Source organism: Paenibacillus sp. J22R67 (assembly GCF_059692175.1).
Genome location: NZ_JCAUAX010000013.1, coordinates 120,966 through 136,408, shown reverse-complemented (window position 1 = coordinate 136,408; position 15,443 = coordinate 120,966). Strand labels below are relative to the sequence as shown.

14 protein-coding genes are annotated in these 15,443 nt (G+C 49.1%); 1 reads left to right on the top strand and 13 read right to left on the bottom strand.

The features are described from left to right. Positions 1-44: 44 nt before the first annotated feature. The 3 genes from AC58VC_RS32695 to AC58VC_RS32685 all read right to left on the bottom strand — a co-directional run bounded on the left by AC58VC_RS32695 (position 45) and on the right by AC58VC_RS32685 (position 3,183). Entirely contained in the window at positions 45-890 is an 846-nt protein-coding gene (locus AC58VC_RS32695) for a carbohydrate ABC transporter permease (RefSeq protein ID WP_497375225.1), read from the bottom strand. Between the two features lie 3 nt (positions 891-893). Then, positions 894-1,778: a carbohydrate ABC transporter permease gene (locus AC58VC_RS32690; protein WP_497375223.1), complete on the bottom strand. Its 885-nt coding sequence runs from the start codon at positions 1,776-1,778 to the stop codon at positions 894-896. A gap of 100 nt (positions 1,779-1,878) precedes the next feature. Continuing rightward, positions 1,879-3,183 carry an ABC transporter substrate-binding protein gene (locus AC58VC_RS32685; protein ID WP_497375221.1) on the bottom strand — a complete coding sequence of 435 codons (1,305 nt, stop codon included), beginning with the start codon at positions 3,181-3,183 and terminating at the stop codon, positions 1,879-1,881. A 193-nt stretch (positions 3,184-3,376) separates the two neighbouring features. Between AC58VC_RS32685 and AC58VC_RS32680 the strand changes: the two genes are divergently transcribed. After that, entirely contained in the window at positions 3,377-4,465 is a 1,089-nt protein-coding gene (locus AC58VC_RS32680) for a GntR family transcriptional regulator (protein ID WP_497375219.1), read from the top strand. Between the two features lie 289 nt (positions 4,466-4,754). Here AC58VC_RS32680 and abc-f read toward each other — a convergent pair whose 3' ends face one another. The 10 genes from abc-f to AC58VC_RS32630 form a co-directional block, all read right to left on the bottom strand. Then, a complete protein-coding gene (abc-f, locus tag AC58VC_RS32675; protein ID WP_497375217.1) occupies positions 4,755-6,659 on the bottom strand; it encodes a ribosomal protection-like ABC-F family protein in 1,905 nt (634 codons plus the stop codon). Between the two features lie 109 nt (positions 6,660-6,768). Beyond that, positions 6,769-6,912 carry an RAxF-45 family protein gene (locus tag AC58VC_RS32670; RefSeq protein WP_497375215.1) on the bottom strand — a complete coding sequence of 48 codons (144 nt, stop codon included), beginning with the start codon at positions 6,910-6,912 and terminating at the stop codon, positions 6,769-6,771. Between the two features lie 88 nt (positions 6,913-7,000). Beyond that, positions 7,001-7,903 carry a response regulator gene (locus AC58VC_RS32665; protein ID WP_497375212.1) on the bottom strand — a complete coding sequence of 301 codons (903 nt, stop codon included), beginning with the start codon at positions 7,901-7,903 and terminating at the stop codon, positions 7,001-7,003. Between the two features lie 5 nt (positions 7,904-7,908). Next, positions 7,909-9,183, bottom strand: coding sequence for a sensor histidine kinase (locus AC58VC_RS32660; protein ID WP_497375206.1), 1,275 nt, complete (start codon positions 9,181-9,183; stop codon positions 7,909-7,911). 20 nt (positions 9,184-9,203) lie between these two features. Continuing rightward, positions 9,204-9,965 (bottom strand): TSUP family transporter, encoded by a 762-nt coding sequence (locus AC58VC_RS32655; protein ID WP_497375204.1) that lies wholly within the window; start codon positions 9,963-9,965, stop codon positions 9,204-9,206. Positions 9,966-9,998: 33 nt separating this feature from the next. After that, the gene (locus tag AC58VC_RS32650; RefSeq protein ID WP_497375202.1) at positions 9,999-10,649 is read right to left on the bottom strand and encodes an amino acid ABC transporter permease; all 651 of its coding nucleotides are present in this window, start codon (positions 10,647-10,649) and stop codon (positions 9,999-10,001) included. 4 nt (positions 10,650-10,653) lie between these two features. Further along, on the bottom strand, positions 10,654-11,304 hold the full coding sequence (locus AC58VC_RS32645; protein WP_497375200.1) for an amino acid ABC transporter permease: 651 nt from the start codon (positions 11,302-11,304) through the stop codon (positions 10,654-10,656). A gap of 61 nt (positions 11,305-11,365) precedes the next feature. Beyond that, positions 11,366-12,241, bottom strand: coding sequence for a glutamate ABC transporter substrate-binding protein (locus AC58VC_RS32640; RefSeq protein ID WP_497375198.1), 876 nt, complete (start codon positions 12,239-12,241; stop codon positions 11,366-11,368). A gap of 61 nt (positions 12,242-12,302) precedes the next feature. Continuing rightward, complete coding sequence (locus tag AC58VC_RS32635; protein WP_497375196.1) at positions 12,303-13,031, bottom strand: amino acid ABC transporter ATP-binding protein; 729 nt, start codon at positions 13,029-13,031, stop codon at positions 12,303-12,305. A gap of 1,397 nt (positions 13,032-14,428) precedes the next feature. After that, entirely contained in the window at positions 14,429-15,409 is a 981-nt protein-coding gene (locus tag AC58VC_RS32630) for a CapA family protein (protein ID WP_497375194.1), read from the bottom strand. Positions 15,410-15,443: the final 34 nt, after the last annotated feature.

Below are 15,443 nucleotides of genomic sequence, written 5' to 3'. Positions count from 1 at the left end.
TCTGTCTGTCTGTCTGTCTGTCTGTCTGTCTGTCTGTCTGTCTGTCAGCCTTTCACACCGCCAACTGTAAGTCCCGACACGAAGAAACGTTGGAAGAAGATGAAGACAATGAGAATTGGTACAATCGCCAGCACGGATCCAGCAATCAGAATATCGTAGTTGTTGCCATAAGGCGTGACTAGACTGGATAGACCGATGGGCAGCGTCAGCTTCTCACCCGTTTTGAGCACAATTAGCGGCCAGACAAAGCTGTTCCAGCTCGCAAGAGCCTGCAGGATAGCCATAGCCCCGAAAGCCGGAGCCATCAAAGGCATCATAATTTTGAAAAAGATCCCGTATTCCGAACAGCCGTCAATTCTCCCCGCATCAAGGAAATCCTTAGGCAACCCGGCCGCATATTGCCGGAAGAAGAAGATCGGCAGCGGTGCTACGACAAAAGGCAGGATAACCCCGGCATACGTATCAATTAAGCGGAAGCTGATCATCTGCTTATAAAGCGGGAGCATGATAATTTCCACAGGCACCATCATTACGAGAAGCACGAAGAGGAAAATGATATTTCTCCCGACAAAACGGTACATCGCCAGCCCGTAACCCACCATAGACGATAAAAGCAAACAAAATATCGTATAAACAATCGAGATCAGCACACTGTTCTTGTACCATATTAAATACTTTTTGGCGGAGGCAGAAAACAGGAACGAATAATTATGAAAAGATAACAGCTCCGGCTGCAGCTTCACATTAAGCCCATAGCGCAGCATCTCTTTGGATGGTTTTAACGAGGCCAACGCAAGACTGTAGAACGGGAACAGAGCAAGAATCGCAAGCACGGCAAACAGCAAGATCAATAGGGAGGATTGAAGGAGTTTGTTTCTTTCAATTTGCATGTCCTAGTCCTCCTTTTTAAATAAGCCGAAAAATTTTAACTGAATGACATTCAGCACCATCGTAATCGCTAACAATGTAATACCAATTGCGGAACCAAAGCCCAAATTATTGCGCTCGATGCCTTCCCGGTAGAGCAGGCCAATCATCGTCAAACCAATGTCATTCGGGGACCGATTGCCATTCCACAGAATGAAGCTCTCGGTAAACATGGAATAGCCGCCGTAGATGGAAATCGTAATGACATAAATCGCAACCGGCTTCAATAAAGGCAGCGTAATGCGCCAGAAGCGGTCCCATTTGTTCGCGCCGTCAATCTCCGCCGACTCGTATAATTCATGCGGTATACTTTGCAGCGCTGACAAGAAATAAATGATATTTACGCCAGTAAAACGCCAAGTCGCTAGTATGACCATGACAAGCATACCCGTCGCTGAGTTAGCGAGCCAGTTAATACTCGGCATGCCCAGCAAATGACGGAAACCGTTCATCACAGACTCGTCCAAACTACCGAAAACAAGCCGGAATATCGTACCCGCCACAACGACCGAAGTGAGTGACGGAATAAACAAAGCCGAACGAAAAAAAGCGCTCGCCTTGGTGAGCTTAGCATTCAGGAATACAGCCAGCACAAGCGGCATTGGAATTAACACCAGAATGGTCCAAAACGTATACCTGCTGCTATTTTTCAATGCTGTGAAAAAAGACTCGCTCCATAAATTTTTGTAATTTGCCAGCCCAATGAAGTGCGTTTGACCCGGGAGAACCTCCTGGAAGCTCATGACAATCGTGTTCACGACCGGATAGGCAAAGAAAATAAGAAAGGACAAGACAAATGGCAAAACAAACACATAAGGAGCCACCCGGGAGGAATACAGAAATTTACTCATATTGGCTATCGCTACTCCTCTCTAGAAGCGCTGCCGAGCTTCACCTAAGCCGTGTAACATAGCGAAGGCAAAGCCAGCAACGGAACGCGAGGCGTTCGAACTACTTGATATTTTTCACGGCATCGTCCAGTACTTGTTTCGGATCTTTCAATTCATTCAACGCTTGGAATATCGTCTTTGTCTTGAGGTAATCAGACACGGCCGGCGTTTTCTCTTTAATATTCGTAGGCGCGATTTCACCTTTTACAGAAATGAGAACGTCCCATAGATTTTTACCAAAATACGAAGTGAATTTATTGTCCGCTTTCAGCGCCGGGTCATTCCAAACATCCGTACGAATCGGATCAAATCCGAGCTGCGACCAGATCTGGATGTTCCCCTCTTTGGACAATTTGGCATAGGACAGGAATTTCTTCGCAACATCTTGATTTTTCGATTGTTTCGTAATGACCGTACCCGTACCACCCATTCCTGAAGAGCGCATCTCGCCTTGTTTAAATACCGGCATCGGTTTAATGATAATTTTGCCTTTGAGATCAGGCATATAGTCCGTAAACCGGCCCATATACCACATCGGCATCCAGACAGAAGCTGCGCCGCCTTTATTCATGAAACCATAATATTCTTCCGCATGATGAAAGCCGCCTGGAGCCACAATCGCTACTTTCTCTTTTACCAGCTTTTGAAGGTAAGATAACACATCATTATTCGCTTGATCTCCCAGCGTTACATTACCGCTTTTGTCTAGAAAATCTGAACCGTGTTGAACAACGAGTGGCCAGAAGCTCCACTGATCCTGCGTTTCGACGGTCGTCATTGGCTTCCCGGTCTTTTCGAGAACTTGTTTGCCTGCATTTTCATAATCGTCCCAAGTCTTGATATTGTCCGCATTCACGCCTGCTTTATCGAGAATTTCCTTGTTATAGTAGATAACTTGAGCGCCTACGTGGTAGTCAATGCCGTAATACTTGCCTTCCTTGGCATAATTATCGAGTCGAGACATGACCAGATTCGCTTTCTCTGGCTCAACAATATCGTTTAGAGGCGTCAGCTGGACATCACCTTTCAGAAAATTACCAATTTTGCTGATTTCAATGTCAGCCATATCGGGGGCACCTGTACCGGATTGCAGCGCCACCAGCAGTTTATTGTGGTTATCATCATAAGGGAACGTTGTTGCTTCTAGTTTAATCGACTGATCCGGATGTGCTTTATTCCAGGACTCTGCCATGCTTTCAAAAAATTTCTGATGCAGTTCATTAAACGTCCAGAAGCTCAGCTTGACCGGCTCGCCAGGCTTGGTTGCGCTATCATTTTGCGTTGTGCTCGGGCTTGATGTGCAAGCAGATAGTAAAAGCATCGATGCCAGGACCGCAGCTGAAGTTACTTGTAGCTTCCTTTTCATAACAATGATTCCCCCTAGATTGGAATTAACGACGTGTAAGCGCTTTACATATCGAATTATAGTACATAAAATCCCATATTTATATAACCAATTTAGTATAAAATCATATTTATTATATTAAACATATTCCATTTTATTGATTTACTAAGTACAATGAAGCTAGCTAGATTATGAAGAATCAGGTGATGCTCGCATGAACAAAGTTCCTCTCTATAAACAAATTTACCAATCCATCAAAGACCAGATTATTTCAGGCGAGCTTCGTCCCAAAGACCGTGTGCCCTCCGAGCAGGAATTCATGGATGAATTTATGGTCAGTAAAATTACGGTGAAAAACGCCTTGGCCGTCCTGGTAGACGAAGGGCTCGTCACCCGTATTCAAGGGAAAGGAACCTTTGTATCGTCAGATCCCGCTTCCGTGACTGTGGAAACTACGAGCCGATCGATCCCTGTAGCGCCAGCTTTGCACAATCATAATTACAATTACATAGGTCTGATCATCCCTACGATGAAAACAAAGGTCATCCAACGACTGGTCGATTATGTCGAGTATTATGTCAAGGAAGCTGGCTATCAGCTTGTCCTGCATATTACCCGGGAATCTTCCCATGAAGAATCACGGGCCGTCCAACAGCTTACCAGCACGCAAGGCGTCCGCGGCATCATTGTTTTCCCTACGGAAGATGAAAGTTATAACGAATCGCTGCTTCGTCTCTCTTTAGATAAGTATCCTTTTGTCTTTATTGACCGTTACTTGCGAAATATCGATACGTACCGGATAACATCCGATAATTGGGGCGGCGCTTATGAGACCGTTAATCATCTGCTTAAGGAAGGCCATCGGCAAATTGCACTCATTTCCCCGGATAATACGAATACGACCATTGAGGACCGTACCCATGGCTTCGAAAAGGCTTATATTGACAGCAATATTCCCATTGATAAAAGCTTATGGTGCCACGTGCCCATCGACATCCTCAGGACCGGCGACACCTCAGCTTATGTCGTTAAATTTCTGCATCAGCATCCCAGCCTAACAGCTGTTTTTGCTTTGACAGCCGAGATGGCGAAGCTTACGCATCATGCCCTCCTTAAAGAGGAGGGACTAAATCCAAACACTGTACTCGTGTCCTTCGACGATCCGGAAATCCCGGGAATCTCGCACGTACTGCAAGATGAGGAGCAGATGGCGCTTTCCGCCGTAAGCTTGCTGCTTGAGCAGTGCAGCGGTCAGTACAACCCGCAGCGTGTGGAGATCCCTGTGCGTTGGGTTCAGGGTTAGCGTAGGGATAGAGCGCAGCGCTAGGGTGCGGCTTTGGGCTAGCTCAGGAGAACTGTGGTCCTCTATTTCGGCTAAATCAGCCTGTTTCGCAGACTTTGCGGAACTACAGGCCCTTATTTGTCCGCGAAGACCTGCATAGCGGCCAAATCAAGCGAAATCAAGCGAAATAGCGCCCCCTAGTTCCCCTTAACAGGGCAAGGGGGCGCTTTACACTACAATAGCGGAGCAGAGTTCCATCTCTCCGCCGCCGATAACAAAAAAAGAGGAGCCCGCGGCTCCCCTCTTCCTATCATTCATACTGTATCCACTCCGCATACAGCCGATCCAACGCGCCCTGCGCCGCTTCGCGCTCTGCCCAGAGGCGGCTCAGCTCCTCAGCCGCTGGATTCTCCAACGCCTGGTCGAGCTCGCCGAGCAACGCCTCCGCTTCCGCGATGTCCCGCTCCAGCCTCTCGCGCGCGAACGCAGCCGTGCTGCGGGACTTCCCGCGCGGAGCGGATTCCATGCGCGGCTCCGCCTTGGCCGCCGCTGCCTTTGTTCCTGCGCCGGTCGACTTCGTCACCGCCGCGCGCAGCTGAGCGCTCTTAGCTTTGTAGTCATCAAAGCTGCCCAAATAAACGGTGATGCGCCCTTGATCCAGCTCCCATATTTTCTGGGACAGCCGGTTCATGAAGTAACGGTCGTGCGTAACCGCAAGCACCGTGCCCGGAAACTCCTCAAGCGCTTCCTCTAGCGCCTCCCTTGAGGCAATGTCCATATGATTCGTCGGCTCATCCAGAATGAGCAGATTCGGTTTACGCAGCACGAGCAGCGCCAGCCGCAACCGCGTCCATTCTCCTCCAGAGAGCGAGCTCACTGGCTTGAAAACATCTGCGCCATAGAACAGATAAGTAGCTAGCCTGCTTCTAGCTTCCCCTTCTTCCAGCTTCGCTTCCTCGCAAAAGTAAGCCAGCACCGTCTTCTTTTGGTCAGCGGGGTACTCCTGCTGCGCCAAGTAGCCGATGTCCACGCGCGCGCCGATTTCCAGATCGCCCCCGTCAGGCTGCACCTCGCCCAATAACATCCTCAGCAGGGTCGTTTTCCCTGAACCGTTATGCCCCAGAAGCATCACTTTCTCGCCATACTCCAGCAAGCCGCTTGCCCGCCGCAGCAGCACTTTATCCCCATACTGCTTACTTACGTCATCGAACACGATGACCCGCTTGCCGGAGCGATCATCCACCTTCAGCCCGAATTCAGCTGCCTTCGGATCAAGAACAGGGCGCTTCAGCTTCTCCATTCGATCGAGCGCCTTCTGCATGGATGCCGCTCTTCGGAAAAACTTCTCGTTCCCTCCGACACGCCCCCACTCCATGAGCTGCTTGATCGTCTCTTTCATTTTCTTGATGACCTTCTGCTGCTCCTGATAATCCGCGAATTGCTGCAGCAGCCGAACTTCTTTCTCCTTCATGTATCCTGTATAGGAAGTCAGATAAGTCGAAGATTCTCCGTCTTCCAGCTCTACAATCTTGGTAACGACCCGGTCCAAAAAGTAGCGATCATGAGACACAATGAAACAGGCGCCTTCATAATGGGTCAAGTACTCCTCCAGCCACTCCACGCCAAATAAATCAAGATGATTCGTTGGCTCATCGAGCAGCAGGACATCCGGCTTGCCGATCAGTTGGGAGGCGAGCGCGATCTTGGTCTTCTCTCCCCCGGACAGCGAGGTGAAGCTTCGCCCGTATACCTCGTGGGCAATGCGAAGTCCAGTTGCTACTTGGTCGATTCTGGCATCCAGCTCATAGCCGCCTTCACGCTCAAAACGCTCCTGTAGCTGCGCATACCGCCCCAGCAGCTGATCGAGCTCTCCGATCGCCGATGGGTCTGACATGCGCTTCTCCAGCTCTGTCATCGCGGCGCGGCACTCGAGCAGCTCCGCAAAACTAGCCGCCAGCACATCGTATACCGTACCGCTCTCCCACTCCGTCGGAATCTGGGCTAAGTAGCCGATTCGCGTATCCTTGCGTACCGTCAGCAGCCCCTCATCCGGCTTCTCCATTTTGGAAATGAGGCGCAGCAGGGTCGATTTACCGCTGCCGTTGCGTCCGACCAATCCGATTCGTTCACCCTGATGAATCTCAAAAGTGACGTCTGCCAGCACTAGCTGGGCACCGTGGTATTTCTTCATATTTTGACCATTTATAAGTAACATCGTTAAGGATCCTCCTTGGTTATGAAAGACCCTATCCTGAACATCCTGAGCGCAGCAAAAAAGGCCGCAGGAAAATTCCTACGACCTTGGGCGGATCATCCGATTGAGGTTAAGGTAGGTGTCTTTTCGTGAGTTGTAATGCCGTATGAGCATATTTGGACAGACTTCTCCCGTTGCCCGCTGCTGCATGAACGATGCCAGCCATCGCGATAGGTAACTGGCTCACACGGTTGTTCACAAACTCTCGATTCATCCTACCTTCACCTCCTTTTCCTACTATGTACAAAATCATATCATAACCGTCGGTCAATTCGCAACCGCAAAACGCCCATATGCCGGGCCTAATGCTCGCTTCGCATTTTGTCCGTAACTTCCAGATAAAGGACCTGGAGAAACTTTTTAATGTTAATTTTGCTTTTCTCCGACTTCAAATTCTCATCGATTTCTTTCATCTTCAAACGGACATCCTGAAACTCAAAATAGAGCGGCGCATAATGCTCGAATTTCGGATTGCTGTAATCGGTCAAACCGATGCTAGCTATATGGGCTAAAGCAGCCATAACGGCGCGGCGAATACGCTGCTCGGCGGCCTTCCCTTCTTTTTCCACATCAGCTTCTTGCAATTTGTGAGTACGGGCCGCCGTCTCATACAATTCCTTCAGGGGCGGTATCCCATCACCTCTATGATGCTTCGTCAGATACTCCATAATGTCCGTCACATCCCGGCTTCCGCTCTCCCCGACAATTCCCATATCCATGAGGATGGGCTGGACAATCTCGCGCACACTGCGCTTTTTGCGAGCGCTCTCTGGACTGATGTTCAATAGGCTCAGCTTCGTCAAAGAGTCCTGAATCTCCTTCAGGGAACGGCTGATCTTCCACTGCTCGTTGACTTTGGAAAGCACCGCTTCCACTTCGATTTTGTTAATCGGCTTTTGAATGTAGTATTCGACGCCAGCCTGATAGGCCTTGCCGATCATCTCTTTGTTTTCTATCTGCGAAATCATGACGTACTTCCCTTGAAAACCTTGCTCCTTGAGCCGAATGATGGTCTCAATCCCATCCTGATCCGGCATCAGCAGATCGATGACAACGACATCCGGAGATGTTTCGAGCAGCACTCTTTCCCCTTCGCTCCCGCTGCCTGCTGTTCCTACGACTTCTCCTAGCCCGCCTTTTTCAATAATCTTGTGCAGCATCAGCCTGCTTACCGCATCATCGTCCACAATTCCGAAAGACAGCATGATCTCTACGCTCCTTTTTTCAACGTATCGGTCAATAAGGTGATCACAAAAGTTGTCTGAGAGCCAAGCTCATCAGAACGCAAATGAATATCCCCGCCTAAGGAATGAACAATATCCCGTACGTGAGAAAGCCCGATGCCGGTTGCGGCAAAACCTTCCTGATTGAATTTCGTCGTGAAGCCAGGCTCGAAAATCATATCCTTCTCGAGTTCGGCAATCCCCGTCCCCGTATCCGTGACAGTCAAAATAGTTTCAGCGCCGCGCTCGTACGCACTTACATGAATCGCTCCCTGATCTTCGATCGCTTCCACACTGTTGGACAACAGATTGTTCATGACCGTCAGCAGAGGAAGATAGTGATCCGAATCATAATTGATTCGCAGATCCGTGGTGAATCGTATCCGTTTGCCGATCATTCCGCTGTATCCAAGATTGGATTTTATCGCAAACTCTATGATTTCCGCCAGCCTCATATTCGAAGCGAATTCTCGGTCAAAGAGCTTTAATAAGCCGGCAAGGATGCGCTGCGAGTCCTTTTTTACCTCATGGATTTGTTGCGTGATTTCCAAAATCGTGCGGGCATAACTTTTCAGCCCCGAGCCGTTCACTCTTTCGTATAAATTGTGGCTTTTGGCCGTCAGTTGCTCAATCGTTTCCATGGACTTTCGCAGGTAAAATACTTCGCCGTACAGTCCGCTGTTCGTATTTAGCATCTGCTCCATCCGTTTCTGCTGCTCACTGTGGAGGACCCTCATCTGATGAATGGTCACGCTGCTGTAGATGCCCACCACAAAGTAGCTTCTTACAAGGGCAATCACCGATATATACACTAATTGCTGTGAAAACTTGTAGGGTGTATCGAAAATGAAACTGCGCGCCAGCAGCTCAATCTCATTGGACAGGAGATCGATGAGCGCTAGGAATATACCAAGCACGAGGGGATGGAATTTCCCTATTTTCTGCTTCATCAGACTCATGCCCACCGCAAAAGCCATGTAATACAGCATGGCAGACAAGTGAGTCTGCATGCTCCAGCCAAGCGACACATCGCCATGCGTCATAATCCCTGCCTCTAAGGTACGAAACAGCAGAACGGTAATTCCGGTAATAATGCCTGTATAGATATAAGGCAAATGTTTGAGTAAAAGCAGACACAAAAGGAATGTGCTGCTCCCAAGACCGATCCGAAACACTTCGCCACTGAAGGGCGTTATTTTGAACTCGCCAGCAATTGCCGTCACAATGGCGATGAGAATCATTTGTAGCCCTTCATTTTTCAAGCGTCCCAGCCGATCACCCCCTAGATTAGATCCCATATCTGCTTGCTAATTAGAAGTATACAAACGGTAAGGAATAGAGGCCGCACATAAGCTGAACCTTTGCGAATCGCCATGCGCGAGCCCAGCAGAGAACCGCAAATCATCGCGATGCCCATCGGAATTCCAATGCCGTAATTGATGGAACCAAGTACCATGAACGTAGCCAAGCTCGCTATATTACTTCCAAAATTCAGCATTTTGGAGTTCCCTGCCGCTTTTACAAAATCAAAACCTAACATAAGAAAAACGAATATAAGAAAGGAACCCGTGCCAGGTCCAAAAAAGCCATCATAGAAGCCCAAACCGAAAGCGGCGCCTCCCATTAGCAGGGCTGTCTTGGTTGAGTACTGGCGAAATGTCGAGCTGTTTCCCCAATTTTTCCGGAAAAGTGTGTAGATGGTTATTAGAATCAGCATGACGACCACCAGCGGTTTAAGAAAATCCGAAGGAATTTGCCTCAGTACCATCGTTCCGCAAACGGCTCCTGATAAAGATAAAATGAATAAACCTTTTACCGCTTTGAAATCGATATGGCCTGAACGCATAAAGGAAATGGTGCTCGTCAGCGACGACATCGTGCCAGCCAGTTTATTCGTTCCAAGCGCGACTGCCGGTGGCAATCCCGTTGCGAGGAGAACAGGTAATGCGATCAATCCCCCGCCTCCCACGACTGAATCTACATAAGCGGCCAGAAACCCTCCAATGATGACGAACAATAACATTTCCCAACTCAAGTGTAACATGATGTCAATGACTCCTCTTTCAGCTCAAATTCTCTATACCATTCTCGCTTCAAATCTTCGCGCTGCTAACGATAATGCATAATTGACTGCAAAATAAAGCACAGCCACGACAAACAGAATTGGTAAGGTGTAGCTATAACTTTGTCCAATTACTATTTTCGCATGATGCATCAGTTCAGGCAAGGAAATAACAATGGCAAGAGAAGTATCTTTGAGCAGGGAGATAAACTGGCTGACCAGCGGAGGAACCATACGGCGAAGCCCCTGCGGAATCACAATATGCCAAAGGGTTTGGACATAGCCTAGTCCTGAAGAACGAGCTGCTTCGATCTGCCCTTTGTCGATGGAATTCAGCCCGCTTCGCACAATTTCCGCAATCATCGCCCCTTCAAAAAGCGTAAGCGCGACAATTGTCGCATTCATCGGCCCCAGCTTGATGCCGATATCCGGTAAGGCAAACCGGGCGAAAAAAATGATCAGCAGTAAGGGCAAGTTACGGAGCAACTCTACAGCTACACCTAAAATAGGTGAGACGATAGGCATTTTCGTATAGCGGACCGTCCCCACGACGCAGCCAACAATAAAGCTGAGAATGATAGAAATCAGGGCAACTTTTAGCGTCATGTAGAAACCTTCGAAAATAAACCTCATATTATCAACGGAGAAAGCATGCAGGATATCCATTCATTCACCCCCTCGCCAGCTTGCGTTCTAGACGCAATGCGCCGTAGCTTAGCGGCAGTGTTAAGATCAAATAAAGCACAGCGACGAAAATATACGTATCAAACGTGGCGTACGTCTCACTGGCAATCTGATCCCCGAAATACATGAGATCAAAGCCCGCAAATACCCCTAGCACCGACGAATTCTTAACCAGGTTAATAAACTGGTTGCTCAGTGGTGGGATGACGATTTTGAACGCTTGCGGAAGGACGACATGCCACATCGTTTGCCCGTAGGTCAGACCTGAGGACCTTGCGGCCTCCGATTGGCCCAGCGGAACGGACATGATGCCAGCGCGGATCGCTTCAGCGATAAAAGCTGCCGTGTACACCGTCAGCCCCAAGGTTCCGCAGACGAAGCCGCTCAAGGTAATGCCGAGTGATGGCAAACCGTAAAAGAATACAAAAACGACGAGCAAGAGTGGAATGTTCCGAATGAACTCCACGTAAGCCGTACCTATCCACTGCAAGGGCTTTACAGATGAGATTCGGAATATAGCGATGACCGTCCCCAGAATAAAGCTGCCAATTAAGGCAATGACACTGGCCCAGATCGTGTTAACAAAGCCCTTCATATAGATATCGATATAGTCGGTAAAAATCGAGAAATCCGGCATCGGCTTGTGCCCCCCTCATAGACAGAAGATGGGCAGCTTGCGGCTACCCATCTTAACTTTGTTATTTGGATGGCGCCTCGCCGATCCATTTCTTATAAAGCTTGTCGTATTCGCCGTTCGTTTGCAGCTTTTTCAAGTTTTCATTGACCACGGCTTGGAGCGCTGTTTCGCCTTTCTTCATCGCGATTCCATAAGGCTCATCCGTAAACGGGTCACCGACGACTGCAAAGTTCGGGTCTTGCGCGACCATGCCGTAGAGGATCGCATTATCTGTGGTCAGTGTGTCCCCTTGCCCTGCTTTTAGAGCGCTGAAGGCATCTTGGTAGTTATCGAACTCCAGCACCGTTGCCTCTGGTGCTTTGGCTTTAATGTTTCCAACGGATGTAGCGCCTTTTACCGCTAGTACCTTGGTGCCTTTTTTAATATCGGCAACCGATTTGATCGGGCTGCCTTTCTTAACGAGCAGGGACTGTCCCGCTTTAAAATAAACATCGGAGAATTCAACCTGTTTCTTACGCTCCTCCGTGATTGTCATCGTTGCGACGATCATGTCGATTTCCTTATTGTCGAGCATTGGGATGCGCGTTTTGGACGTTACTTCCTTGAGCTCAATTTTCTTCTCATCGCCGAGAATTTCTTTCGCCAGAGCCCTGGCGATATCCACGTCGAAGCCTTCAACTTCGCCGCCTGTCGGATTTTTCAAGCCGAACAGCTTTGTGTCGTATTTGACGCCAACTACCAGCTTGCCTCTGCTCTTGATCTCGTCAAGAACCGATGCCCCGCCTGCCGGCTTGGCCGTGCTTGGCGCGCTAGCGCTTGCTGCTGGCGAGCTTGCTGGTGTACTTGATGCGCCACCCGTTGTCGATGTTGAGGCACACCCTGCCAATGCGAATACGGCTGTTAACATCACGATAAAATTCCACTTTTTAGCTATCATATAAGTTCATCTCCTCATTAGTAGTGATTCAGAACGCGGTTTAGTGATGCAGAACGAAATACTAGTGATTCAGAACGCGGTTTAGAAACAGTCGTGCGCGCTCTTCTTTTGGATTGACGAAAAACTCCTCCGGAGGCGACTCTTCGACGATTTGCCCTTTATCCATAAAAACAACGCGATCCGCCACTTCCCGGGCAAAGCCCATCTCGTGCGTGACCACAACCATCGTCATTCCTTCATGCGCGAGTGCCTTCATGACGTCGAGCACTTCACCCACCATCTCTGGATCCAGGGCCGATGTCGGTTCGTCGAACAGCATAATTTTTGGCTTCATCGCCAGCCCTCTGGCTATGGCTACCCGCTGCTGCTGACCGCCTGATAATTGCGAGGGATAGCTTCCGGCTTTGTCCTGAATGCCCACCTTCTCAAGGTAGTACATCGCCGTTTCTTCCGCTTCCTTCTTCGGGAGGCCGAGTACTTTCATTGGCGCAAGTGTGATATTATCGATGACCTTTTTATGCGGATACAGATTAAAATGTTGGAAAACCATCCCAATGTCACGGCGCAGCTTATTGATATCCGTCTTTTTGTCGCTGACTTTGCGCTCGCTCACGGTAAGTTCGCCGCTAGTGATCGTCTCCAATCGATTAATGCACCTGAGCAGCGTGCTTTTGCCCGAACCTGACGGACCGACGACGACGACAACTTCCCCCTGCTTGACCTGAAGATCAATTCCTTTGAGCACATGAAAATCGCCGTAATGCTTCTCTACTTGTTGGAATGAGATCAATGGAACCCCCCCTTCGCTTAAAAGCTTAATCATGTAAACTATTTGTCATGTTAACTTACACTCGATGTCTTTAAATCTTAATGTCAAACTATGGAATCTTATACAATCCGACATGAGGGTTGAAAAAAGAATTAAAATTTCGTTAAGGCGGGACGCTGGCCTATAGTATCTTAACCATCTCATCTGTGGGTGAAACAACAAATTGGATGGCTTGGCTGTGGCGAGCGGGGGCTAGCGGAGGGCGCGATCGGGCCGGGGCGTGCGGGCGATAGCGGAGGGCGCGATCGGGCCGGGGCGAGTGAGCGATAGCGGAGCTCGGAGACAGAGCCGGGGCGCGCGTCGATGGGAACTATGATGCTCTATTTGTCTGGAAAGCCGCCATTTGATAGATCAGGGGGATTTACGGTCCTCTATTTCGCCGATTTTGGCAGAATGGCAGGCTTGAGTGGACGGATAAGACCCTGTAGTTCCGCTTGGATGCCGAAAACAGCTGATTTGGCACAATTAGCGGCCTGTAGTTCCTTTTCGCGGGGGATTTTGGCAGGAGCGGCCTACCCCCAGCAAGAAAAGACCGTTAGGCATGCAGCCTGACGGTCTTTCTATGTTGTACAAAGTACAACATTTCGGCTTTAAAATGGCTTCAGCACTCCTCTATGTTGTACAAAGTGCAATAATTTTGGCTAAAAGTCGTTAGTTTCAGGCGGTTTGGGTAAAGTCATTGTACTTTGTGCAATGAACTGTGATTGGAGCCGGGCGGACCTCCTTTTTTATTGCACAAAGTACAATATAGAGATGTTGGAGAGGCGCCCCGCAGTGATACAGTAACGATGTTAATCAGCGTTACAGCATAAATTCGCGGAGTCGATGGAGCATCGCCTCATCGCTAAGCTTGTTTTACAACGCTAGCGCAGACTTTCCGAGCGTGCTGCATACAGTAACGATGTTAATCAGCGTTACAGCGTGAATTCACGGAGACGATGGAGCATCGCCTCATCGCTAAGCTTGTTTTACATCGCTAGCGCAGACTTTCGGAGCGTTAAGCATACGGTAGCGATGTTAATCAGCGTTACAGCGTGAATTCACGGAGACGATGGAGCATCGCCTCATCGCTAAGCTTGTTTTACATCGCTAGCACAGACTTTCGGAGCGTTAAGCATACGGTAGCGATGTTAATCAGCGTTACAGCATGAGTGCGCGGAGTCGATGGAGCATCGCCTCATCGTTAAGCTTGTTTTACCTCGCTAGCACAGACTTTCGGAGCGTTAAGCATACGGTAGCGATGTTAATCAGCGTTACAGCATGAGTGCGCGGAGTCGATGGAGCATCGCCTCATCGTTAAGCTTTGTTTTACATCGCTAGCGCAGTCTTTCGGAGCGTGCAACATAACGATGTAATCCTCACCTCCCCGGAACCACGGTATACACAGTTGTCTCCCCTTTTCTCCGCTCCACAAGGGTAGGGATTTGCTCAACGCCGCTGATGTCCGTTCGACCATTATCTTGCTTCGTTAAGGTGAGCGACAAAATCATGCCCTGAACCGTGTTTGTCCCCTTCGTCAGCTTCGTCGATACGAAATTCCCTAAGGAAGAAGCGGCGACGCGGGTTCGCTCTACGCCATATTTATCTTTCATCACGGACTGAGTGACCGGGTGCAGCACATGCGGATGTGCCCCTAAGACCACGTTTACACCTTGCCTGAACAGGAACTGCATCCACTTTTTCTGACTACTGTCCGGGTAGCTCCTATACTCCTTACCAAAATGAAGACAAGCAATGATAAAGTCAGCCTTATCCTTCATTCCCCGAATATCCGCTGCCATCTGATTCGCATTGAAACGATTAACAAGCCACCTCTTCGGTACGGGAATGGCGTTCGTTTTCTCGGTATAAGCCACTATGCCGATGCGCACACCTTTTACTTCCACGATCAACGGCCCTTTCGCTTCTTTAGCTGAACGTGCGGTTCCGGTATGTTGAAGTTTATGCGCGTCCAAAACCCGCAACGTTCGTTTCACCCCGCTGCTCCCACCATCCATACAATGGTTATTGGCTGTCGTAAGGACATGAAACCCAGCTTTCTTCAGCGAACCTGCCAGCTCATCCGGACAATTGAACACAGGCAGACCTGATCTCGGATTTCTCCGTTCTCTTGGGCAGTTGCATTTGGGGCGAATGCCGGGAGCGCCCAGCAATCTTTTACCGGAGAAGGTCGTTTCCAAATTGCCTACGGCCAAATCATGAGCCTTCAAAATGGGAGCAACCTCTTCGAAAATGGGATCAAACGCATGCCCGCTCTGCCTCTTGGCTGCGGTAATAATTTCGCTTTTCATCAATAAATCTCCGACAGCGGCAATCGTAACTTGGATCAACGCCCTCACTCCTCTCTTGAGCACAATATTCAAGAAAAGGAGA

Excerpts from the sequence above, each read along its gene's own strand:
- AC58VC_RS32695 (WP_497375225.1), bottom strand. The coding sequence starts at position 890 with ATGCAAATTGAAAGAAACAAACTCCTTCAATCCTCCCTATTGATCTTG.
- AC58VC_RS32690 (WP_497375223.1), bottom strand. The coding sequence starts at position 1,778 with ATGAGTAAATTTCTGTATTCCTCCCGGGTGGCTCCTTATGTGTTTGTT.
- AC58VC_RS32685 (WP_497375221.1), bottom strand. The coding sequence starts at position 3,183 with ATGAAAAGGAAGCTACAAGTAACTTCAGCTGCGGTCCTGGCATCGATG.
- AC58VC_RS32680 (WP_497375219.1), top strand. The coding sequence starts at position 3,377 with ATGAACAAAGTTCCTCTCTATAAACAAATTTACCAATCCATCAAAGAC.
- abc-f (WP_497375217.1), bottom strand. The coding sequence starts at position 6,659 with ATGTTACTTATAAATGGTCAAAATATGAAGAAATACCACGGTGCCCAG.
- AC58VC_RS32670 (WP_497375215.1), bottom strand. The coding sequence starts at position 6,912 with ATGAATCGAGAGTTTGTGAACAACCGTGTGAGCCAGTTACCTATCGCG.
- AC58VC_RS32665 (WP_497375212.1), bottom strand. The coding sequence starts at position 7,903 with ATGCTGTCTTTCGGAATTGTGGACGATGATGCGGTAAGCAGGCTGATG.
- AC58VC_RS32655 (WP_497375204.1), bottom strand. The coding sequence starts at position 9,965 with ATGTTACACTTGAGTTGGGAAATGTTATTGTTCGTCATCATTGGAGGG.
- AC58VC_RS32650 (WP_497375202.1), bottom strand. The coding sequence starts at position 10,649 with ATGGATATCCTGCATGCTTTCTCCGTTGATAATATGAGGTTTATTTTC.
- AC58VC_RS32645 (WP_497375200.1), bottom strand. The coding sequence starts at position 11,304 with ATGCCGGATTTCTCGATTTTTACCGACTATATCGATATCTATATGAAG.
- AC58VC_RS32640 (WP_497375198.1), bottom strand. The coding sequence starts at position 12,241 with ATGATAGCTAAAAAGTGGAATTTTATCGTGATGTTAACAGCCGTATTC.